Source organism: Acinetobacter calcoaceticus (genome assembly GCF_016508255.1).
In the GTDB taxonomy this organism is placed as follows: domain Bacteria; phylum Pseudomonadota; class Gammaproteobacteria; order Pseudomonadales; family Moraxellaceae; genus Acinetobacter; species Acinetobacter calcoaceticus_E.
Genome location: NZ_JADVKT010000006.1, coordinates 138,054 through 159,758 on the forward strand (window position 1 = coordinate 138,054; position 21,705 = coordinate 159,758).

Below are 21,705 nucleotides of genomic sequence, written 5' to 3' on the forward strand. Positions count from 1 at the left end.
ACAACTTTAACTTACATTTTATCTTGTGTTTTTTCAGCAGTATTCGTTACAGCATTACCTGCTTTAGAAACATCTTTACCAAAACCCTTAAATGTATTACAGCCTGTTAAAACAACAGCAATCATTACAGAAGCAGCTAAAACTTTTTTCATCATTTTCTCCGTTTAAATTTAATAATGAAGTAAATTTAGATTAAAAAACAAACGTAAAAAGAAACATGACTGTTTAATAGTAAAAACGTTATAAAATGTTTCTGGAAGATTAAAGTTATTGTTAATTATTTAAATTTCTGCATTGAGGGCTTAAATTTTAAATGTAAAGGGTGTCTAAACATATAAAACTGTGCCTCCTGACCATTTTTACAATATAACCCGTCTGTCCACCAATGTGCTGGAGCTGAGCTGGGAGACTTATTGGGACACAGCCATTCCTGCCTTTCTAATCGATAAAAAGAAGAATGAGGAATTGTGGTTCCCCAATACCCCAAACGACGATTTAAATTTATCCAGTCGGGTAGTGACTGTTCAGAACTTAACTTTGCAGGCAGATATAGTTGACCTTTCAAAACCGCAAAACGTTGCTGAATTTCAAAATTTAATGCTTGAGAAAATTGAAATTGCTTATTGGTAAAGTGATAAAGTTTTGTGCTTAACGTATCCTCACGATTTAAACCAGTCCACTGTTCTAAAAGCAAATCGGCTTCACCTAGATAATATTTTAATGCTACTTCCCAGTGCTCAATTTGCTGAGAATCCTTATTTAGAATTAAAAAATCTAACTCACCTAAGGTTTTAGAACCGTCAATTTTTTGAATACTATGACCTAGTAGTTGATAGGGGTGATATTTATCTTCTTGTAGCCAAAACCAAAGTAAATTTTCAAAGCGTAGACCTAAACGAGTACTTTTAAGCTGCGATAAAAACTGAAGTAAAGGTTCTGGTGACTTATCCAGTTGTTTCAAACGTGGTAAATAGTTTTGAAAATGACTTTCCCAGACTTCGTTCGGATGTAGCTTAAAATGATGCTGGATCAATAAACTTTTTGGTACTTGGCAAAGTAAATTTGGACTCGCAATACAAAAAGCGAGTTGTCGCACAATTGGATGTTGAAATTGTAACCATGGTTCGAAATAGGAAGTTTTAACTGACGCAATATTCATACATTCAATACTCGAAGTAATTCATCCTAATTTCATAGCGGATCAGCGAACAATATTATAAAAACACTTTATACTAATTCTAACAACAGGTTAAGGTTTATATATGCGAACATTGTTCTGGCGCTCCTTGGTGGTGATTTTTATCACGCTTGGCATTATTGGAGCAATTTTACCAGGTATGCCGACAACAGTGTTTCTGATTCTGGCTGCTTGGGCTGCATCAAAAGGTTGGCCGCAAATGGATGAGTGGTTATTAAATCATCCTAAATATGGACCAACTCTACGCGATTGGCGAGCCCATGGTACAGTACCTCGTAAAGCGAAGTGGATTGCGAGCATAATGATGGCAATCAGTGGCATGATAATGCTATTTACTTCAGCACCTTTTTTGGTCAAGGTTTTTACTGATACTACCATGTTGATCGTTGCAGTTTGGTTATGGTTACGTCCTGAACCAAAAGACAAAGAACAGTAATATTTACTTTTTCTATCAAATAAACATTACGACTGTATTTAGAAATATGAGTGATTGTTAACGTTTGTTGAAGTGCTACATATAATAAGCGTATTTTAATTGGATACTCAGATAAGAGAATAAGTTCAATGTCTCAATTTAAGCTCGAGGACGCGGATGTTCTCATCGATTTGGCAAATCAAACACTAGCTTTGCCTAAATATAATAAGTTTTATGTTATTTCCACAGGAAAAAATGGAATTGGCGAACAGGAAAATACGGGTAAAACTCCACGAGGTTGGCATAGAGTGGCGCAGAAATTTGGTGCTCAATCTCCTAAAAATGCAGTTTTTATTGCGCGTAAACCAACAGGAGAGGTCTATAACACCGAATTAGCTACCGAATATCCTGAACGGGACTGGATCCTTTCTCGCATTCTCTGGTTAGATGGCTTAGAAAATGGATTTAATAAAGGGGAGGGCTGCGACACGATGCAGCGTTACATCTATATTCATGGAACTCCAGATACACAACCAATGGGTGTACCAATGTCACATGGCTGTATTCGAATGCGTAATGAAGAAATCATTGAATTATTTGATTTGGTTCCAGAGGATGCACTAGTTTATCTTTCTGAACAATCTTTAGCCTGAGTGATGGTTTTATTTCTTATTGTTTAGCTCTATGAATGTAGGAAATATTGAAATAAGTGTTTAAATAAAATACAAAAAATTGTTTTTTACTTAATAATGACTTATTTTTAATCATTCATTCGCATTTTTTTAAAAAGAAGTCGAAAAGCGTTTGACACCTGTTAAAGATTCTCTATAATGCACCTCACAAACGATGAAGACGTTAAGGGCGCTTAGCTCAGTTGGTAGAGCGTCTGCCTTACAAGCAGAATGTCGGCGGTTCGATCCCGTCAGCGCCCACCAAGCCTTTACGTTAAGCTCTCAAGTGCAGCGGTAGTTCAGTTGGTTAGAATACCGGCCTGTCACGCCGGGGGTCGCGGGTTCGAGCCCCGTCCGCTGCGCCACTTTAGACTTAACATCGTTTTACCCCACAATTTTGATATTGTGAAAGTGCAGCGGTAGTTCAGTTGGTTAGAATACCGGCCTGTCACGCCGGGGGTCGCGGGTTCGAGCCCCGTCCGCTGCGCCACTTTTCAAATCGAGTTGTGATTGGAAGGAAATTTAAGGTATAAATACCTTAAATAAAAAATTGATAATTTATTGATTTTTCTTCTAAGGGCGCTTAGCTCAGTTGGTAGAGCGTCTGCCTTACAAGCAGAATGTCGGCGGTTCGATCCCGTCAGCGCCCACCATATATGTGACCATACTTTACTTTAAAGTATTGTAAGTGCAGCGGTAGTTCAGTTGGTTAGAATACCGGCCTGTCACGCCGGGGGTCGCGGGTTCGAGCCCCGTCCGCTGCGCCATTCTCTTGATTCCCTTGTCTAGAGAATGTAGAGTATAAAGACTGCATTCGTTGTCTTTTCTCATTAAGGGCGCTTAGCTCAGTTGGTAGAGCGTCTGCCTTACAAGCAGAATGTCGGCGGTTCGATCCCGTCAGCGCCCACCATAATCTCTTCCAGAAATTCAAAATCTTCCTAGATTTAAAATTCTTATTGATCAATATTGTAAGCCATCTTATAGACTCATTTACCGTTAGAGTCAGAGTGTAGGTTCAGCTTTTCTATTCTAAAATTAAAGTTTTTATATCCTCAGTGCTTTATTGCTTAGAATCATCCATGTCTACAATCTGATAAATTATTCAGTCGATGATTAAATATTGATGTCTTAAACACAGCTAAAAATATTTTCTCTAAAATTTTATTGAAGCGTTTATTTTATATTTATATCGCTCTTGGATTTTTATTGTCATTAAATTTGTTCTGTTAGCATTTAAGCATTCAAAATTATATTTCTGTTCATTGCTTTAGTCTTTATTAATTCTATTTGTACCCAGAGCTATATTTTTAAAAAATAAAAAAAACTGCTATTTTTAATAGCAGTTTTGGAAATTATTTACATTTAATATTCGTTTAGCAGCCATCCACTCGCATAAGCAAAGTATTCACGTAACCATGCATTGTAGCGTGTAGCTAAAGGTGTTTCTGCTGCTACTCCATATACCTGACTATAGCCCTGTTTTTTCGCAATTGCGACTGCTCGAGGAATATGGAAATCGCTTGTCACAATAGCGATTGGTTGGTCTAAAGCAATGTGGTGTTGCGCTAATAGTGGTTTACTATTTTTTAAATTAAGCTCAGTACTGGTACTTTTATCTTCAAGTATCATTCGTTCTTTTGCTAAATGATAATGTTGCTCTAGATAACGAGACATGACTAATGCCTCACTTTCTTTTTCTGAAAAATCCAGCCCCCCAGTTAAAACAACTTTTGCTTGGGGCTGTTTAAGTGCCAAAGGGGCAGCCGTATCTAAACGCTTAGCAAGGATTGTGGATGGTTGGCCATTTTCAACACCGCTCCCCAAAACAATAATTGCTTTTACTGGGGGAATATTATTTGAAGTATCTTTATTTTCTTTTATAAAACTAAAAAAATAGCCTAAGCCAATCAACCATATCCAGAAGCATAGCCAGCCAAAACGCCAAAAGGTATGTAAGCGAAAGTGATAGAAGAAAAAACGCTCTAAATGATAATAAAATAAAGCATAGAGGCAGAAGAACGTTCCTAGAATTAAAGGAACAATTGTGCCAACATGGATTTTATTTAGGAAAATTAAAAATAATCCATCTAGAAATAAAATCGAACCAATGATTGCTAAGAAAATACGGATCCACTTACTGACTTGCATTGTGTTTACAGTTGCAATTTAAATTGCAAACAGTGTATGCAAAATCGTTCCGAATTCAATGCTGATTGAAATAAAAAACCGAGTAAAGCATTTAAGTTTTACTCGGTTTTCATATTTAGATAAGTTTAGTAGACATCTCGACGGTAACGCGCTTGTTGTCTTAATTCATCTACTTGTTCATCACCTAGAATTTCAACAAGTGCTTGGTCGACTCCACTTGCCATACCATTGATGCTACCGCAGACATAGAGAATAGCACCGCGTTCTACCCAGCTTACTAATTCTGCTGCATTCTGACGAATTATATCTTGAACATACATACGTCGTTCTTGATCTCTAGAAAATACTAAATCTAGACGTTTTAACATTCCTGTTGTTTGCCATGCTTCAATCGTTGATGCATAGAAGAAATCACATGCTCGTTGACGTTCACCAAAGATTAACCAGTTTTCAGTGTAGTCATGGCGAGTACGTGTATGCAATAGGCTCATTAAACCTGCAATACCTGTTCCGTTACCAATACAAATAATAGGGCGGTTGTCATCAATAAGATGGAATGATTCATTGGTGCGAATACGCAAAGCAATCTCATCATTAATTTGCGTATGCTGAGTTAGCCACCCAGAACCTAAACCTAAATTACTAGACTCATCATATTGTTGGCGAACAACTAAACGAAGCAGTTGTTGAGAAGGAATGCTGGCAATCGAATATTCGCGTGTTGGCAGGGTAGGAAGTTGCTCTAATAAATGCTCTAGATTAGCAAATGGTTCAATTTCGCCAGTTAAATCTTTATTCCAAAGGGCTTTTTCGATTGAAATCTGTAATGAATCAACTTTTGCATTTTTAAGAATATGGTGCTTCTGCAAAAAATCATGAATACGTTCAGGGCTATTACCTGGTTGAATTTCAGCAATATCACCAGCTTGCCATATCGCTTCGTGTTTTGCATTAAGCTCAATATTATAAGCAGGTTGGCCTAAGCTATTTGGATTGAGTAAGTCCCGTTGTTGTAATATCCACGTATCAAAGACTTTTTCTAAATTTACAGCATGCAAATCTAATTTAGTTGCTTTCGCAAGTGCTTGATTCCAATTTTGAATATCCGATAGGTTTGAATTATCAACTTCAATTGTATTAAAGAGGGCATTAGCTCCATTAGTTTTAAGCCAAGCATCTACTGCATGACCAAAGCTACAATAACTATCAGGGTATTCTTTAGAGCCGAGCGCCAAAACAGCATAGTTCAGATGTTTAAGATCCATATTTACTTTTAAAAGCTTTTTAGTAAAGCTTGTAGCGAGATCCGGCGCATCACCAGTGCCGTAAGTACTGATCACAAATAGAGCCTGCTCATGCTGCTCTAAATCAGATTGGGTGAGCTGTTGTATAGATTTAACCTGAACTGGTTGATGAGCTTCTTGTAAACTTGTTGCTGTGCTCCAAGCGAGTTGTTCCGCTACACCAGTTTGAGTTGCATAGGTAATAAGCCAAGGCTTTGCATTTGGGTCAATATATTGCCCGGCTAAAGCCTGACGAGCTGCCTGTGTTAATTTTTTCTGTTTACGGCGTTTAAGATAAAGCATCCATCCCGTAACAAAGAATAAAGGCATTGCTAGTGAAGCAAGCATCGCAACAAATTGATAAATTGGCCCAAAGAAACTACCACGATGTACTGGCAACATACTGCTCATGATTTTTTGATTAAGCTTTTTATCTTCGTAAAGCTCCATCTTTTCGATATGGCCAGTTTTATAATTATAGATGGCTTGGTTGCGCGCACGTTCGTGTTGTGGCGTAGCATCGACAAAGCTTAATTCAATTTTTCCATCATCTTTTTTCGGTAGGCTCATCGTTAGTGTCGAATAATCACGTCCGACCTGACTATTGAAGCCATTCCATGTTTGATTAAGTACTGTAATGAGTTGAGTATTATCTAATTGAAGCTCTGATTTTTTATCAGTATTACGGTCTGGTCGTTTATTTTGTTGCATTCCTTGATTTTGGGGAGTAGCACCATGACCTTGTGGTTTGGGTTGTTCAACTCCCATTACTTTGAACATACCACTACGCCACCAGTCATAAGACCAATATAGACCTGTACATGCGAAAAGAAGATAAAAAATAATTACCCATGTCCCAACAACAGCATGTAGATCCCAAATAAAATTTCGACCTTTCAATTTAGGCTTAACCGCGAGCCATTGGCGGGCAGAATGCTTTTTAGGCCAGCGTAAATATAACCCACTCAGTACAAAGTAAATTAACATTAATGCGCAGGCGCCAGTAATTTGTTTACCAACTTCGCCTGCAGTTAAATTACGATGAATTTGTTGTATGAGTAACAACAGTTTTCGTCCTTTAACATCAGGCAGAACCTGAGCGTTATAAGGATTGACCATCATATTATAGCCACGACGTTCGCCTTCTTTTTCAATATTGACAGTTGAAGAGGCGGTAGGGTCCTTGGCAATTGTAATACTATTAATTTTGATTTCAGGCTGAGTTGTATTGAAATGTTGATAAAGCTGAGCGGGGGTTAATTTTGGTGTGTTTTCAGCTTGAACAACATAACTATCAGAATTCACCCATTTTAAAATTTGTTGGTCATAAGAGTAAATTGCACCTGTTACACCCATAACAGATAAGATTAGGCCCGCACTAATACCCAGAAACCAATGAATTTGAAATAAAAACTTTTTAAACATGGCCGAAAATGTAAATATGATGGAGATCTTGTAATGAAGTATAGCCGAAGATTGGGTAGATAATATGGATTTTCGAGATAATATTAATTTTCATTATCATTTGTCTTTACTGCAATAAAAAACCTCCAAAAGGAGGTCTTTTATTGAAATCAAAACTTACAAGGTTTTTGGTTCGCCTACAGCTTCTTTTAGATGCGTGCGAATTGTATTGAATGAGAAATTTTTAGAATCCATACGCTTAGGTAAAATATAAGCACCTTGTTGTTCTTGGCCTTTTGGATCTTTTACTTTGAAATTGACCAAGATGAAATCAGGCGCATTGTACCATTCATAGATATTTTTCCATCCAATTGTACCAACGCCTTCTTGTTGGCCCATTTGTTGGCGCATCACAATACCATGGGGTTGTACACCTAAACGAATACCCTTAATTTCCTGTACCGGAAATTCATTCATTTTGCGTTTAACGTACCATTCTAATCCGTATTTACGACCTAGGTAGTAAAGTACTACAGCGACAATAGCAACCCAGCAAAAAACAGTAGAGTAGTTCTTGATAAGAACAAGACCCAAAATAGCTAGGGCTAAAACTACACCCATAATCGCCCAGATTTTTGTGCTAATTTTATTGGTGCTGCGCCAGATAAGAAGCTGTGCATTACGTTGTTCAGCTTCTGACACGTCATAGGGAACAGGCTGAAGCGTATAAGCGTATAAAGTTTTCGCGGTCATAGTGCAAATAACAAATTGTAAACTGTTTTAAGTTTAGCACTAATTGGCATAAGTCAGGAAAGGATATTATGCCAATTTAATACTAAATTCCGACTCAAATTTATAATGATGCAAGCTCACTGGCATCATTATCAAGATCATGACTTAGCCGTTGTTTTAACATACTCAATCGGTTCAATACACCAAGCATAAGTGATAGCTGTTGTAAAATAATGAGTGATTTTTGGTCATCTTCATCATTTTGGCTTAGACGTTGGCGTATTGTTTGGAGCATATTTTGTGCTGTAAGATCAGGCATCTCATCTCTCAAGAGAGCGCCTTGAATATCATCTAACGCTTGGTCTAATAATTTAAGAACAGCTTGATCCTGAATGTTTTCTCGATGTGCTCCAAGTGCCGCGATATAACTTAAAAAAGTATGGTTTAAACATAAAAATTCAAAAATATCGGATTTACGAGTCGGATCAAAATCTGGTTCAGTCGCTAACGTTGAAATAAGTGAAGCAACTTCAGCATCAGTATTATGTGCAGCTCGACGCACAATTCGGTAATTTAGCGCATGATTACGGCCTTCATGATATTGTTTGACGACCTCGGCTAAATAATTACATTGGGCTTGTAGGGAGCGTCTAATGTTGCGAGGCAAGCGTCTGAATTTCCAGTCAGGCCAGATAAATGTCACACCAAACCAAGCTAATGCACATCCCATTAAAGTATCTACAAATCTTGGAATAGCCGCAGCCATGGCCGAACCGTCCAGATTAAAGTTAATTAATGCAAGAATTGTGATAAAGGCAGTTGCCTGAGCATATTGTTTACTACGTAATTCAAAAAACAATACTCCACTTAATATCAACATGAATAGTTGTCCTTCGGTCGAAGGAATTAAGAAGATAATGGCAAGTCCAACAATAATACCAACTAATGTTCCAACAATTCGTAGACGTAAGCGGCGCTTGGTCGCGTTAAAGTTAGGTTGGCTTACAAATAGGGCCGTAAGCATAATCCAGTAGCCATATTCAATATGGGTCATTTGAATAAAAACATATCCAATAAATAAAACGATCGATACACGAATTGCGTGGCGGAATAGTACAGATTCGGGAGTTAAATTTTGTTTTATCCGAATGACAATATCATTCCATCCTTGTAAATCATCATCTTTAAGCTGGTTTTCAGCCTGTTTTACTTTATCAGATTGAATGTGTTGTTCTGTTTCTAGGTTGAGTAACTGGGAATCGATAGATTTTAAGTTTTGGTATAAAGCAAAAAGAGCATTTACCCATAAAAGATCGTAATGCTGATCACGACGTAACTTTTCTAATGAGAGGCGTAGGTTTTCAAAGCTTTGTTTAAACCTTTTATTATGGTTATAAGGTTTGCGTTGTAAAATACATTCATTTAGCTCTTGGCAAGCTTTGCCTTGGATCGCCAAAATTCGTTGGAATCTAAATAAAATATCACTGTGCTGAAAAATTTTAGCTAATTTTTGATAGTCGATATGAGCGGAGTCAGCACGTTCATGAATATCTTGAGCGACAAAATAATAATGTAAGCTTCGGCGTGTATCTTTTTGCCCACGGTCGCCTTTTAAACGAGTTAATAAAGCTGTTTTTAAGTCATTAAAAATCGTAATTAACTTACCATTTTCTAATGACAGTTCGATCATACTTTGCTGATAGCTGGCAGCAGTCATATCTACATCAAACAAATTTGATTTTGCAAATAGAAAATCACCTAAAGATGCATAAGAGGCCGCCAGTTTGTCTTGCAGTTGGCGAACGGGAAAGAGCAAAAAGCTAATGGTTGCAATGAGGCCATACCATGCAGCGCCTGCAACTAAAAGAGCAGGTTGGATGTACCAATGGTCAAAAAGGTGAACTCCCAGCATGGTGTATACAGAAACGACCAAACAGCCATAAGAGATAGTTGCGTAACGGCGTCCTAATGAACCTAGTAAAATCCAGCCAATACACGAAGCAATCAACCCCAAAGCAAAAGCAATTGGATAGGGGAAAAGCAGTTGTACCGAAGCTGCGGTAACGAAGAATCCAATATAAGTATAAATCAGGTTCATGATGCGCACTGAAAAGCGATCATCAATATCACTTAAACCTGCTGCGACCACACCTAAAGTTAGAGGAATTGTTGCTAATTGATAGCCTAGAAAATAAGGCACGAAAGCAGTTCCTGAAAAGGCTATCAGCATTCGCACGTTATACATAAATGTTGTGTTATAAGTCGCTCTTTTTATGCGTTTAAACCAAGATTTCAAAGGAAGTCCTTGCTGATCAACCTGAGTGATAAAGGATTTGTGTATTTCTACACCAATGTTGCACAAATCATACGATAGACAGTGTAAGCTTGTCTGTATGCAAATGATTGAAAAATGAAATATCGTTATGTCTGAACAAACAGCCCAGCGTCAATACTCTATTGGCTGGATTATGCTGCTCGCTTTGCTTACGGCTTTAGGGCCATTATCCATCGATATGTACTTACCTGCTTTGCCACAAATGGCTCATGATTTTGGGGTAAGTACGCAAATGGTGGCAAATACATTACCAGCGTACTTTTTTGGTTTAGCTGTTGGGCAGTTGGTTTATGGTCCTCTAAGCGACCGTATTGGTAGAAAAAAACCACTTTATTTTGGTCTCGCACTTTACGCAGTCGCAAGCTTATTTTGCGTGTTGGCGACAAATGAATGGGGCTTGATTGCTGCTCGTATTTTGCAAGCTTTAGGTGGCTGTGTGGGCGTGGTCATGGCTCGTGCAGCAATACGCGATAAACTCGATGTTCAAGGCTCGGCACAAGCTTTTTCAAGCATGATGATTGTAATGGGACTTGCACCAATTTTGGCACCTATGATTGGAGCATGGATTTTAATCTGGTTTCCTTGGCAAGCTATTTTTATTGCTCTTTCAATTGTCGGCGTCATATGTTGGTTGTGTGTACATTTCTTCTTTAAAGAGACCTTAGCCACTGATAAAAGGCTTAAGCTTTCACCATATCAAGTAGTGACCCTCTATGGGGCTATTTTCAAAGATATGAGCTTCCGTTTACCTATGTTTGCAGGGTGTTTAACAGGAGCAGCGCTATTTTGTTATATCAGCTCGGCACCCGCAGTTTTTATGGATCAGTACGGACTCAATCAGCAAGAGTTTGCTTACGTATTTGGACTAAATGCTTTTGGCATTATGTTGATGTCATCTTTAAATAAGCACTTAACAACACGTGTTGAAATCACTAAACGTTTAAGAGCTGGTTCAATGGTACAAGTAACAGGAGCAATCATTGTATTAATTGCTGGTTTAATTCCTGCGGCACCTTTATGGCTTGTTATGTTAGGGCTATTTTTAGCTATTTCAGGCATTGGTTTAACAGGACCAAATGCAATGGCGTTGGCAATGTCCAAACAAGGCGCTCGCGCAGGGACAGCGAGTGCAATTATGGGAAGTATGCAATTCGCTTGTGGCCTGTTAGGTGGTGTATTACTTAATTTCCTTATTTGGTCTGCGTCGCTCAATATGGGCGTGATGATGGTGCTATTTACACTGAGCGGTTTTATTGTCGTATTAAAAGCGACGAAACAAGTAGTAATAAAGCCATTCTCATAAGTTTAAGAGAATGGCCACTTATATATTATTCGTCTAGAAAAACTGCGAAATTTTCAACTGGTTCTCTAGGGGTAATAAAGGTATTTACAATGTGGTTGGGATCAGCATGACCTAACGCAATTGCACATACGAGCTCTTCTTCATCTGATGCACCCAAGATATCTAAAACAACAGGGTGAAAATGGTTCCAAGCTGCTTGTGGGCATGTATCTAAACCACGTGCCTTAGCAGCAACCATCACGTTCTGGATCATCATTGCGATATCCATTTTAGACCCGATTCCCATTGTTTTATTGACAGTAAAGAAAAGGCCAACTGGAGCATCGAACAGTTTGAAATTACGTAACTGCTGTTCCGCCATTTTTTCTTTTTCGCCTTTTTTTATTTCGAGTAGACCATAGAGTCCCCAGCCATTTTCTCGGCGGCGATCAATAAAAGGGGATATCCACTTTTCAGGATAATAGGCAAAAGTTTCTTTGTATTGTTCTGCAAGTTCTGGATTTTTTGAAACTTCAATTTGTGCTGCACAGACACATTTAACCAATTCATTACGTTTGTTGCCTGTTACCACATAGACTTTCCATGGTTGAGTATTTGTTCCAGAAGGCGCTCGGCTAGCGACTTGTAATATATCTTTAATGACTTCTGGCTCAATTGGAGTATTTAAAAAAGCGCGGACAGAGTGTCGAGAAGTGATAGCTTCATCAACGAGACGAACTTGTTCCAGATTCATGAGTACTCCTACATCTTTTTCTTAAATATCTCATACTTTTTGAAGCTTGATTTCATGTTTTGAAAGTACTTCATTTATAAGCAAAAAATATTAGAAAAGAGATATTCTTACAGGTATGATAATTTAATTAGTCTAGACATAATGTCGGATTAATCATAATTCGAATATGCCACTTTAGATTTAAATAGACAAAATAGTGCGATTTTGTCGATTATAAAAATAAAAGCATAACAGTGAGTGGGTGAAAAATATTCAATTGAAAAAAAGGTATAATATGTTTAAAAACAGTACAAAACGGATCATTTTATATAAAATATGACCATTTTTTATATAAAATTTTAATGAAAAATATACACAAATCTTTAAATTTCTGCATAATACCGACTTTTTTACGCAGGTATGATTTCTCCATACTCAAGTTAGGAAATATTGGCTGCATAACGGAATCCCTTTACCAAAAGGATTTAGATGCGGAAATGGAGAAATACACGAGGTATAGGAGCTTTACATGAGTCTACCACTCATCAACAAGCAGTTCATGAAACAAGGATTGGCGATTACCATTGCAACCATGAAAATGAACGTAACTCAAGCAACTACTGAGTCACAAAAAATACAACAGCTTAGTATAGATCTAAACGCACTTTTCTTTAATCATGGAGAAAATGGCGCAGATAGTCGCGTTATGGCGATGGCTCGTTACAGTCTTTGAAATTTATATCCAGTTTAGACATTTGCTCAAAAGTATATGTAAATATGCTTATTGGCTTAAATTCAGATTTTGTAAAATTCGCTTAATTGATGGGAATCATTAGACGAGTTTATTTAGCGGTGGTCATTTGTTAGTTTCCAAGTTTGTAGCTGAGTCGATGCATACTGTTTTTCCGAAAGCGGAAAATTGCAGTAGTGCAATGATATTATTTTATCTGAAGGTTGCTTTCTCTCATGCAACCTTCAAAGGCTTAGTGTTGGGCATGATGTTGCTTAAACTTGTGACGATAATTGCTATTCAATTGACATTAAAAGTTTTTTTTTGAATTTACTGAAAAGTCCCAGTTTCTAGGGGCTTTTTTGTTTATTGCAGTATTTTGGCATGTGCACTTAGCACATTAGCAAGGAACGTAAGCGGACCGAGTATGAATGAACAACTCAATGCCACACTGATGTCGTGGGTAAAATTTTTTAATGACCCTTTATGGGACTTTTTGGTTATTTTCTTGCTGGCTGTAGGTATTTTTTATACGGTCTTAACAGGAGCAGTGCAAATTCGCATGTTCTTGCAAAGTATCCGAGTGATGAAAAGCAGTCGTACAGAAGGTGCTGATGAGCATGGTCTTACACCTTTTCAGGCGTTTGTAACAGGCCTTGCGAGCCGTGTTGGGGTAGGTAATATTGCTGGTGTAGCAATCGCTATCGCAATTGGTGGTCCTGGTGCAGTGTTCTGGATGTGGGTTACTGCTGTTCTTGGTATGAGCTCTGCTTTTATTGAGTCTACTCTTGCTCAACTATTTAAAGTTCGAGATAGTAAGACTAAACAGTTCCGCGGTGGACCAGCCTACTATATTACTCAAGGTTTACGTAGTAAAACCTTTGGTGTTGTCTTCGCACTTGCATTGATCTTTACCTACGGTTTCGTATTCAACTCAGTTCAAATCAATGCGATTGCTAATGCATCTTCACATGCTTGGGGTTGGGACAAAGCTAATCTTATTGCTCATTTAGGTGGTGTTGATCTAGAAATTTCATGGGTTGGCCTTGCTCTTGTAGTTTTAGTGGCATTAGCAATTTTTGGTGGTATTAAGCGTATCGCTAAATTTGCAGAGATGTTTGTACCTTTAAAAGCAGGTCTTTACCTATCTGTTGCTCTCTATATTGCAATCAGTAACTATGCAATTTTGCCTGATATTTTAAAGCTGATTGTAACCGATGCTTTCCATTTTAATGCTGCGGCAGGTGGTTTCTTTGGTGCAGCAGTGTCAATGGCAATGATGCAAGGGATTAAGCGTGGTTTATTCTCTAATGAAGCTGGTATGGGTTCTGCACCAAACGCAGCGGCTGCATCTGATGTAAAACACCCTGTAAACCAAGGTTTAGTACAAATGCTCGGTGTATTTGTAGATACTTTCATTGTATGTACAAGTACCGCAATTATCATTTTGGTTTCTGGTGTTTACCAAGATACAGCTTATGTTGGCGTTGAATTAACACAACGTGCATTAGAAACTCAAGTTGGACATTGGGGATCAGACTTCCTTGCTGTTCTATTATTCTTATTCTGTTATTCAGCTGTACTAGGTAACTATGCCTATGCAGAAGGTAATATGCAGTTTATTAATAACAATCCGAAAGTCATGTTCATCTTCCGAATTTTTGTATTAGTGATGGTGTACTTCGGCGCAATTGGTAGTGTTCCACTCGTTTGGTCTATGGCTGACTTGTTTATGGGTATTATGGCAACCATTAACTTGATTGCAATCTTACTGTTAACACCAATGGCACGCACATTGTTGAAAGATTACCGTGAACAATTGAAACAAGGTATTAAAGAGCCTGAGTTTAAAATTGATAAATATCCAGAATTGAAGAAAAAAGTTGATTCAGATATCTGGTAAGTTACAAAAGGCCTCTTATAAATAAGGGGCCTTTTTTATAGGAGGTAGATAAAATACTTGAGTCTAAATTTTAAACATGACAAATTAAATAAATTCAATACAGCTTTTCACGAGATGAGCAACTAAAATTGCAATCTGACTTTAAACCTCATAGTGCGAAGATAGGCCATGAAACAGCTTAAATTGTGGGTTCTCGGACTCTCTATAGTGTTGGCAGGATGCCAGAGCACTACACACTTGTCTGCTGCTCTAAAACCGCAAACAGCGGAGGCTTATGCCCGCTCTGTCGATCAGCCATTTGCACGAATTAAAAAACAGCAAAAACGTCCTGTTGTTGCGCTCGTATTGGGTAGCGGTGGGGCACGCGGTTATGCCCATATCGGTGTTATTGAGGTTTTGGAACAACATGGTATTCGACCAGATTTTATTGTCGGTACGAGTGCGGGGAGTATTGTTGGAGCAATTTATGCCAGTGGTAAAAGTCCTGCTGAATTACGTGATACTGCATTAAAAATGAAAGCTGGTGATGTACGTGACATTAGTATTGGGTTAAAAGGTTTTTTTGATGGCAAAAAAGTAGAAAACTACGTTAACCAACAAGTAAACAACATACCACTCGAAAAAATGAAAATCCCAATGTATGTGGTTGCAACCGAATTAAAGCATGGCACTAAAACCGTATTTAACTACGGCAATACAGGACAAGCTGTTAGGGCATCTACTTCAATTCCAAGCATGTTTGTACCGACTAAAATCGGTAAATCTGAATATGTCGATGGTGGTTTAGTGAGCCCTGTACCTGTTGAAGTCGCACGCGATTTAGGTGCTGATGTCATTATTGCTGTTGATATTTTAGCTCAGCCTATTTACACAGAAACATCGAATGTCTGGGGGCTGTTTAACCAGAATATTAATATTATGCAAGGTCGTCTAGCAGCAGAAGAATTACAATATGCGGATGTTGTTATTCAGCCAGATTTAAGAGAAAAAGCGCATATTTTTGATGTGAAAGGCCGTGAAGCTACTATGAAATCTGGCATAGATGCAGCTAATGCCAAACTTTCTGATATTCAATTTGCAATTGATGAAAAAATAGCTGAACAAAATCTATCTACGGATGGTTTGAGCGCACAAACCCAATGATTTAACGTTAATCTTTTGAAAATTAAATAAAAAGTCTGAGCAGGGCTTTTTTTTATGCGAGTTTAAATCCTTAATTTTTGGAATAAAAATTTTTGTATATTAGGTACATGTTGGATATGCTGAAAACTCTGATGACCAATATAAAATATTGATGTCATTTTTAAAAAATAATTGATTTGTAATGTATTGAGGCTGACGAGATAAATGATACAGCAACAGGTTAAAAATGGGTTTCCAACATTAGATGATGTTCATGCTGCCGCAGAGCGTTTGGAAGGTTTAGTCGTAAAAACTCCTTTTGTTTTCTCAGAAACCATTTCTAAAACCTTAGGGGCTGAAATGTGGCTGAAATTTGAAAACTTACAATTTACAGCTTCTTTTAAAGAACGTGGGGCACTGAATAAACTGTTGTGTTTATCTGACCAAGAAAAACAACATGGTGTTATTGCAGCTTCGGCAGGCAATCATGCGCAAGGCGTAGCATATCATGCTCAGCGCACAGGGGTAACAGCGACCATCGTGATGCCGAAATCTACACCTAATGTAAAAGTACAGCGAGTGCGTGAATATGGGGCACGAGTGATTTTACATGGACATGATTTTTCTGAAGCTGCTGCTGAAATGCACCGCGTTGCACAAGAAGAATCTTTAACGATTATCCATCCATTCGATGATGCAGAAATTATTGCAGGTCAAGGAACAATTGCGCTTGAAATGCTTGCAGCTGTACCAGATCTAGACATTTTAGTTGTGCCAATTGGAGGGGGTGGCCTAATTTCAGGTATTGCGATTGCTGCCAAAGCTATAAATCCGAAGATTAAAATTATTGGGGTGCAATCAGTTGTATACCCAAGTATGGCAAAACTACTGTGCAATTATCAGCATGCCGTTTCAATGGGCTCTACAGTTGCAGAAGGTATCGCGGTAAAAACACCGGGTGAGCTTACAACTCAAGTTGCTAAAGAATATGTCGACGATATTGTAGTTGTTACTGAAGACATGATTGAAGAGGCAATTGCACTTTTACTTAATATTGAGAAAACAGTATGTGAAGGGGCAGGTGCAACAGGTATTGCTGCAATTATGTCTCGTCCTGATCTATTTTTAGGCCATAAATTGGGGGTGGTGCTGTCTGGTGGCAATATTGATACACGCGTTATGGTTTCAGTATTACAACGTCATTTAACCCGTACAGGCCGTATGGTCCGTATTCGTGTTGAATTACCAGATAACCCTGGTGCTTTAGCTCGTTTAACAGCAATTATTGCTGAGCAAGGCGGTAATATTTATGAACTACGCCATGAGCGCTTTGCGGCAACAAGCCGTGCAAAAGAAAGTGCCGTGAGTGTTGACGTTGAGCTTAAAAGCGCCTCAGACCTAGATTTGCTCATTCAGGCAATGCAGTTGGAAGGTTATATTGTTCGTAAAGAAGAGATTTAATCTCTGATATTGCTGTGTTATAAAAGCCGTATATGGCTCTATCGAGGGTCATATACAAGGCAATTTAAATGGATTAAATTGCTCAAAAGGGATGAATTTACAAAAAAACGATCAAATCCTTCAATGTAACGAGAAAAACTGACAATTCTCTAAACTTTATCCTTCACAATTTTAAGGTTTAGGTTTTAGTATTCTTCTCATTGTAAATTTGAAGAAATATAAGGATATCCGCGCTCAATGTTCAAATCATTTTTTCCATCACCACGATATTTCTTTATATCTGCGGTCATTTGGCTCGCGTTAAATATGGTGCTCTGGTACACAGGCGGAGATCACTGGGGTGAGTATCTAGGCTTTCCTCATGGTTATGCTGAAGCTGAATTGCCAGTTGGTGTAAACCGTTTTTGGTCACCTGCTTTTTTATGGTTTTATCTTTGGTTTTTAGTCTCTACCGCTCTCTTTGCTGGCTTTTGGAAAATTATTTCCAATAATCCATGGCAGCGTTGGTCTATATGGGGCTCGGCATTTATTTTGTTTAATATCTGGTTTGCTGTTCAGGTCAGTGTTGCGATTAATGCATGGTATGTGCCATTTTGGGATTTAATTCAAAAAATGCTTTCGAATGGTGGGGGAAATCTTTCGGCACTTTATAGCGAGACCTTAGTGTTTCTTTATATTGCAATGGTGGCTGTAACTCTGGCCGTGATTAATGCTTTTTTTACCAGCCATTATGTATTTCGTTGGCGTACGGCAATGAATGAATATTACACTGAGCACTGGGAGCAACTGCGCCATGTTGAAGGTGCCTCACAGCGTGTACAAGAAGACACGATGCGCTTTGCAACTATTTTGGAAGATTTGGGTGTTGAGCTGGTAAAGGCAATTATTACACTTATTGCTTTTTTACCTATTTTATTCCAACTGTCTAAATACGTTCCTACATTACCCATTATTGGAGAGTTAGATCATTCTTTAGTATGGGCGGCAATAGTCTGGTCAATTTTCGGGACCGTCCTATTAATGGTAGTAGGTGTAAAGTTACCAGGGCTTCAATTTAATAATCAGAAAGTAGAAGCGGCTTATCGTAAGGAATTGGTTTACGGTGAAGACCATGTAGATCGGGCAAAACCCGCTACCTTACGTGAGTTATTCAGTAACGTACGTAAAAACTATTTCCGACTTTATTTCCACTATGCATATTTTAATATGACGGCGATTTGGTATGGGCAACTTGATATTTTGTATAACTTGGTTGTCCTTTTCCCATCAATTGCTGCTGGTAAGCTCACATTAGGTTTAATTCAACAAATTGCAAATGTATTTGGACGTGTACGTGAATCTTTCCAATATTTAATTAGTTCATGGAAAACAATTATTGAACTACTTTCAATTTATAAGCGTTTAAAAGCCTTTGAATCGATATTACACAAATAAAAGAAAGCCCGCGAAAGCGGGTTTTTTTTATGAGTTTTGGTTTAATGAGTTGCGTTGTAGAAATTGAGGATAGGGCTAACCAAAGACTGTTGCGATTTATCTAAGGTCACTTGAATCTCTTTATAGTTAAACGTGTCTTCATCGTAATATTTAGCAATGCCATGTGTTTTATTATTGAGTTGAGGAATTTGATAACTAAAAAAAGCTATTTTCTTAGAGGGATGAACAGTATTGATCAGTTTTTTAGGGTCTTTATATCCACTAAACTCATTTTCAATACTTTCTTTTAACAGTTCTGGAAAATAGAGCGTTGCATTTGGCAATCCACATCCAACACAAAATGAAGAATCATAAAGCTCTATCGCTTGTTTTTGATCTGGACTCATTATTAGAGCAAAACCACTACCGTTGGCACCTGCATTTGCTTGCACATCTTGCCAATTTCTAGGCACAAGCACTAACCCTGTTTCAGGTAATGCAAGAAGCTTAAGCTGCTTGGCATGTTGAGCATCAAGCTTAAAATTAAAGCGGCAATTTTTTAGTGTGCATTTTTCAAAATCTTTAAGCAAACCATCATCTGTTGGACTCAGCGCAGTAACACCATAAAATGGGACCGTAACGCCGTTTAAAAATTTTGCTTCTCCGAGAGCGTAGAACTGATTATCTGCTTTTCGGGTTGCAGCTGAGCTATAAAACTTTGGGAAATGAGGAGTAAAGCTTTTTACTTCGGCATGTGTAATTGAAGCTGTACTCACTAACGCGACACATAGTAAAAAATATAGTTTTTTCATTTTTAAAAAGTAATCATTTAAATTTTATATCAACCTAGCATATTCTTTTAAACTAGACGGTAACCCAAAATTTTATACTGTTTTTAACTTAATAATAAAAACAGATCTATAGAGACATGAAAAAATGAAAAAAATGCTTTCAATCTGCTGTTTATCAGCCATGAGTTCTTATAGTTTTGCTCAAGACATAAAAGGCATTTCATTTTCACATCAAGAGTGGGAAATCTCTTGCAGTAATACGGGAAAATGTAAGGCCGCAGGGTATCAAAATGAAGAAAATGGTGATAATCCAGCGTCGCTGCTATTAGTACGTAAAGCAGGCCCAAAGCAAGCTGTACAGGCTGAATTTGCTTTATCAGACTATGAGCAAAGTTTGCCTTCAAGTCAGCTTAAAAATATCCACTTTTATGTGAATGGCAAAGATTTAGGCACTGTCATTGTGGATGGCGTCGAGCTGCCATTAATGGGGAAACTGAATAACTCACAGGTCAACGCTTTACTCCAGCAGTCAAAGCAGAAAACTGAAATTATATTTAAAAATGCGCAGCATGAATGGACGATTTCCGATGCAGGAATGACTGCTGTATTGCTAAAAATGGATGATTTTCAGAAGCGTATCGGAACGGTTGGTGCTTTGGTCAAAAAAGGGTCTGCTAATGAATCAAAAGTGTTGGCAGCCCAATCCAAATTAATTGTAAAGCATGTCAAAACAGCGGCTAAGCCATATTTGACGTTGCAACCAAAAAGTAAGTCGTATCAATCTGTTCATCATAGTTTAATGTCAGCTCAATCGAACCCAAAAGAGGAAGGATTTTGTGAAGGAATCTATGGTAGTAGCGATGGAGCTGAACCGCAGGAAATTGAACTTTATAAACTGACCAATAAGAAAGTTCTGGCGACTACTCTATGTTGGAGAGGTGCCTATAACGAAGGGTATGGTGCTTGGGTACTTGATGAGTCTTTGACTGGTAAAGCAACATTTGTAACTGAGACAGCATCGGATTTTGATAGTGGCATTATTAGCAGCGCTCAAAAGGGAAGAGGTGTTGGAGATTGCTGGGCAAGTGAAGAATGGGTCTGGGACGGTAAAAGTTTTGTACATACGAAAGATATGTGGACAGGGATGTGTAAAGGCTTGGCAGCAGGTGGTGTCTGGGAGCTTGATCGAATTGAAGCTATTGTAAAATAGCCATTTTTTGAAGAGAAATATCATGAGGAAAAGAAAAAATGATTAAAAGTAAAATAGAGATAGCTTTTTTAGTTATAGCAGGAATATTTTCTTGTTTTGCCAAGCCTGCTTTTGCTGCACCCTTAAGTATTTTAGAGTTTAAAAAAACACAATTAAGTCAGAATGAGCAGGAACAACTTTGCATACAAGTTAAAAATCTTTGCGGGCATCCTGATCAATGGCGTGTTTTAAAAATAGCAGATGGGCAGTTATGGCTTTTGTCAGGTGGAGATATTATTCAATTTAACAACTCTGCGGCGGGACTCAAAGTATCGAAACAGTGGCATGTAAATCTCTCTACTCAAAAAGAGGGTACATCTGATGGGCAGTTTATCTTTCCTAAGCTTTTTCCCATGACTCAAAACCGTTATGCGATTGCTGTAATCGATTCATTTTCTGAAATGTACTCTGGAGGTGGTGCAAATATTGAACGCGCTAGCTTTTATGAGTTAACAGATTTGGGAACGACACATCAGTTTATTGCGAACTATCCATTTAGTTTTAGCCGCATGATCAGAGCCTGTTTTTCTGAGCAAGATTATGAAAGTTCCAAAGGAAATTGTCATGATGAGGATTCTTTAAGTTTAGATATTCGTCCACTCAAACCGCTAGTGTGGCAATTCCGCTATCGTTATAGTTTAAGCGTATCACCTGCCTCTGATTCAGATGAAAAATCATATCAGGGCAGTAGAAACTTAAATATTGATTTAAATAAAGCACCAGAACAGCCAAATATTCCAGAAGCATGGAATTATGCTGGAATGGGCTAATTATTAAAGTAATTGTTAAATTTGAAGAAGTAGACGATTTACAGAGTCATAACAGGTAACACCAC

At 38.0% G+C, this 21,705-nt stretch carries 19 protein-coding genes and 6 tRNA genes; 17 read left to right on the forward strand and 8 right to left on the reverse strand.

The window, feature by feature from the left end; translation table 11 throughout:
• Positions 1 to 11 precede the first annotated feature (11 nt).
• Both I5515_RS12960 and I5515_RS12965 read right to left on the reverse strand, forming a co-directional pair.
• Positions 12 to 155, reverse strand: coding sequence for an entericidin A/B family lipoprotein (locus tag I5515_RS12960; protein WP_199967538.1), 144 nt, complete (start codon positions 153 to 155; stop codon positions 12 to 14).
• 122 nt (positions 156 to 277) lie between these two features.
• Positions 278 to 1,159 carry a DUF1853 family protein gene (locus tag I5515_RS12965; protein WP_199967539.1) on the reverse strand — a complete coding sequence of 294 codons (882 nt, stop codon included), beginning with the start codon at positions 1,157 to 1,159 and terminating at the stop codon, positions 278 to 280.
• Positions 1,160 to 1,262: 103 nt separating this feature from the next.
• Between I5515_RS12965 and I5515_RS12970 the strand changes: the two genes are divergently transcribed.
• The 8 genes from I5515_RS12970 (at position 1,263) to I5515_RS13005 (ending at position 3,194) form a co-directional block, all read left to right on the forward strand.
• Positions 1,263 to 1,634, forward strand: coding sequence for a YbaN family protein (locus tag I5515_RS12970; protein ID WP_199967540.1), 372 nt, complete (start codon positions 1,263 to 1,265; stop codon positions 1,632 to 1,634).
• 128 nt (positions 1,635 to 1,762) lie between these two features.
• A complete protein-coding gene (elsL, locus tag I5515_RS12975) occupies positions 1,763 to 2,266 on the forward strand; it encodes a cell wall-recycling L,D-carboxypeptidase ElsL (RefSeq protein WP_199967541.1) in 504 nt (167 codons plus the stop codon).
• 206 nt (positions 2,267 to 2,472) lie between these two features.
• Positions 2,473 to 2,548: transfer RNA gene (locus I5515_RS12980), tRNA-Val, on the forward strand.
• A 24-nt stretch (positions 2,549 to 2,572) separates the two neighbouring features.
• Positions 2,573 to 2,649 (forward strand) — tRNA-Asp (locus I5515_RS12985).
• Between the two features lie 48 nt (positions 2,650 to 2,697).
• Positions 2,698 to 2,774: transfer RNA gene (locus I5515_RS12990), tRNA-Asp, on the forward strand.
• 87 nt (positions 2,775 to 2,861) lie between these two features.
• Positions 2,862 to 2,937 (forward strand) — tRNA-Val (locus I5515_RS12995).
• Between the two features lie 37 nt (positions 2,938 to 2,974).
• Positions 2,975 to 3,051, forward strand: a tRNA-Asp gene (locus I5515_RS13000).
• Positions 3,052 to 3,118: 67 nt separating this feature from the next.
• Positions 3,119 to 3,194, forward strand: a tRNA-Val gene (locus tag I5515_RS13005).
• 452 nt (positions 3,195 to 3,646) lie between these two features.
• On the opposite strand, the gene I5515_RS13010 is transcribed toward I5515_RS13005, so the two are convergent.
• From I5515_RS13010 to yccS, 4 genes are all read right to left on the reverse strand, one after another.
• Positions 3,647 to 4,432, reverse strand: a complete 786-nt coding sequence (locus I5515_RS13010; RefSeq protein WP_199967542.1) for a YdcF family protein — start codon at positions 4,430 to 4,432, stop codon at positions 3,647 to 3,649.
• A 125-nt stretch (positions 4,433 to 4,557) separates the two neighbouring features.
• Positions 4,558 to 7,140 (reverse strand): PepSY domain-containing protein, encoded by a 2,583-nt coding sequence (locus I5515_RS13015; protein ID WP_199967543.1) that lies wholly within the window; start codon positions 7,138 to 7,140, stop codon positions 4,558 to 4,560.
• Positions 7,141 to 7,296: 156 nt separating this feature from the next.
• Positions 7,297 to 7,872 (reverse strand): SdpI family protein, encoded by a 576-nt coding sequence (locus tag I5515_RS13020; protein WP_199967544.1) that lies wholly within the window; start codon positions 7,870 to 7,872, stop codon positions 7,297 to 7,299.
• Between the two features lie 100 nt (positions 7,873 to 7,972).
• The gene (gene yccS, locus I5515_RS13025; protein ID WP_199967545.1) at positions 7,973 to 10,147 is read right to left on the reverse strand and encodes a YccS family putative transporter; all 2,175 of its coding nucleotides are present in this window, start codon (positions 10,145 to 10,147) and stop codon (positions 7,973 to 7,975) included.
• 127 nt (positions 10,148 to 10,274) lie between these two features.
• Here yccS and I5515_RS13030 point away from each other — a divergent pair, with 127 nt between their 5' ends.
• On the forward strand, positions 10,275 to 11,489 hold the full coding sequence (locus I5515_RS13030; RefSeq protein WP_199967547.1) for a multidrug effflux MFS transporter: 1,215 nt from the start codon (positions 10,275 to 10,277) through the stop codon (positions 11,487 to 11,489).
• Positions 11,490 to 11,514: 25 nt separating this feature from the next.
• Here the strand turns inward: I5515_RS13030 and I5515_RS13035 are convergent, their stop codons facing one another.
• The gene (locus tag I5515_RS13035) at positions 11,515 to 12,222 is read right to left on the reverse strand and encodes a nitroreductase (protein WP_199967549.1); all 708 of its coding nucleotides are present in this window, start codon (positions 12,220 to 12,222) and stop codon (positions 11,515 to 11,517) included.
• 508 nt (positions 12,223 to 12,730) lie between these two features.
• Between I5515_RS13035 and I5515_RS13040 the strand changes: the two genes are divergently transcribed.
• From I5515_RS13040 to sbmA, 6 genes are all read left to right on the forward strand, one after another.
• Positions 12,731 to 12,934 (forward strand): hypothetical protein, encoded by a 204-nt coding sequence (locus I5515_RS13040; protein ID WP_199967551.1) that lies wholly within the window; start codon positions 12,731 to 12,733, stop codon positions 12,932 to 12,934.
• A 157-nt stretch (positions 12,935 to 13,091) separates the two neighbouring features.
• Positions 13,092 to 13,259: a hypothetical protein gene (locus tag I5515_RS13045; protein WP_199967552.1), complete on the forward strand. Its 168-nt coding sequence runs from the start codon at positions 13,092 to 13,094 to the stop codon at positions 13,257 to 13,259.
• Between the two features lie 99 nt (positions 13,260 to 13,358).
• Positions 13,359 to 14,834, forward strand: coding sequence for an alanine/glycine:cation symporter family protein (locus tag I5515_RS13050; protein WP_199967553.1), 1,476 nt, complete (start codon positions 13,359 to 13,361; stop codon positions 14,832 to 14,834).
• A 168-nt stretch (positions 14,835 to 15,002) separates the two neighbouring features.
• Entirely contained in the window at positions 15,003 to 15,977 is a 975-nt protein-coding gene (locus tag I5515_RS13055; protein WP_199967554.1) for a patatin-like phospholipase family protein, read from the forward strand.
• A 204-nt stretch (positions 15,978 to 16,181) separates the two neighbouring features.
• Complete coding sequence (locus I5515_RS13060) at positions 16,182 to 17,417, forward strand: threonine ammonia-lyase (protein ID WP_004639034.1); 1,236 nt, start codon at positions 16,182 to 16,184, stop codon at positions 17,415 to 17,417.
• A 237-nt stretch (positions 17,418 to 17,654) separates the two neighbouring features.
• On the forward strand, positions 17,655 to 18,851 hold the full coding sequence (sbmA, locus tag I5515_RS13065; RefSeq protein ID WP_005049987.1) for a peptide antibiotic transporter SbmA: 1,197 nt from the start codon (positions 17,655 to 17,657) through the stop codon (positions 18,849 to 18,851).
• A 41-nt stretch (positions 18,852 to 18,892) separates the two neighbouring features.
• Here the strand turns inward: sbmA and I5515_RS13070 are convergent, their stop codons facing one another.
• Positions 18,893 to 19,642, reverse strand: coding sequence for a DUF4850 domain-containing protein (locus tag I5515_RS13070; RefSeq protein ID WP_199967556.1), 750 nt, complete (start codon positions 19,640 to 19,642; stop codon positions 18,893 to 18,895).
• A gap of 124 nt (positions 19,643 to 19,766) precedes the next feature.
• On the opposite strand from I5515_RS13070, the gene I5515_RS13075 reads away from it, so the two are divergent.
• Both I5515_RS13075 and I5515_RS13080 read left to right on the forward strand, forming a co-directional pair.
• Positions 19,767 to 20,831, forward strand: a complete 1,065-nt coding sequence (locus I5515_RS13075; protein ID WP_199967558.1) for a DUF1176 domain-containing protein — start codon at positions 19,767 to 19,769, stop codon at positions 20,829 to 20,831.
• Positions 20,832 to 20,869: 38 nt separating this feature from the next.
• Positions 20,870 to 21,640, forward strand: coding sequence for a hypothetical protein (locus I5515_RS13080; protein ID WP_199967560.1), 771 nt, complete (start codon positions 20,870 to 20,872; stop codon positions 21,638 to 21,640).
• Positions 21,641 to 21,705 lie beyond the last annotated feature (65 nt).

Coding starts and splice junctions, on each gene's coding strand:
- I5515_RS12960 (WP_199967538.1), bottom strand. CDS start 155: ATGATGAAAAAAGTTTTAGCTGCTTCTGTAATGATTGCTGTTGTTTTA.
- I5515_RS12965 (WP_199967539.1), bottom strand. CDS start 1,159: ATGAATATTGCGTCAGTTAAAACTTCCTATTTCGAACCATGGTTACAA.
- I5515_RS12970 (WP_199967540.1), top strand. CDS start 1,263: ATGCGAACATTGTTCTGGCGCTCCTTGGTGGTGATTTTTATCACGCTT.
- elsL (WP_199967541.1), top strand. CDS start 1,763: ATGTCTCAATTTAAGCTCGAGGACGCGGATGTTCTCATCGATTTGGCA.
- I5515_RS13010 (WP_199967542.1), bottom strand. CDS start 4,432: ATGCAAGTCAGTAAGTGGATCCGTATTTTCTTAGCAATCATTGGTTCG.
- I5515_RS13015 (WP_199967543.1), bottom strand. CDS start 7,140: ATGTTTAAAAAGTTTTTATTTCAAATTCATTGGTTTCTGGGTATTAGT.
- I5515_RS13020 (WP_199967544.1), bottom strand. CDS start 7,872: ATGACCGCGAAAACTTTATACGCTTATACGCTTCAGCCTGTTCCCTAT.
- I5515_RS13030 (WP_199967547.1), top strand. CDS start 10,275: ATGTCTGAACAAACAGCCCAGCGTCAATACTCTATTGGCTGGATTATG.
- I5515_RS13035 (WP_199967549.1), bottom strand. CDS start 12,222: ATGAATCTGGAACAAGTTCGTCTCGTTGATGAAGCTATCACTTCTCGA.
- I5515_RS13040 (WP_199967551.1), top strand. CDS start 12,731: ATGAGTCTACCACTCATCAACAAGCAGTTCATGAAACAAGGATTGGCG.
- I5515_RS13045 (WP_199967552.1), top strand. CDS start 13,092: ATGCATACTGTTTTTCCGAAAGCGGAAAATTGCAGTAGTGCAATGATA.
- I5515_RS13050 (WP_199967553.1), top strand. CDS start 13,359: ATGAATGAACAACTCAATGCCACACTGATGTCGTGGGTAAAATTTTTT.
- I5515_RS13055 (WP_199967554.1), top strand. CDS start 15,003: ATGAAACAGCTTAAATTGTGGGTTCTCGGACTCTCTATAGTGTTGGCA.
- I5515_RS13060 (WP_004639034.1), top strand. CDS start 16,182: ATGATACAGCAACAGGTTAAAAATGGGTTTCCAACATTAGATGATGTT.
- sbmA (WP_005049987.1), top strand. CDS start 17,655: ATGTTCAAATCATTTTTTCCATCACCACGATATTTCTTTATATCTGCG.
- I5515_RS13070 (WP_199967556.1), bottom strand. CDS start 19,642: ATGAAAAAACTATATTTTTTACTATGTGTCGCGTTAGTGAGTACAGCT.
- I5515_RS13075 (WP_199967558.1), top strand. CDS start 19,767: ATGAAAAAAATGCTTTCAATCTGCTGTTTATCAGCCATGAGTTCTTAT.
- I5515_RS13080 (WP_199967560.1), top strand. CDS start 20,870: ATGATTAAAAGTAAAATAGAGATAGCTTTTTTAGTTATAGCAGGAATA.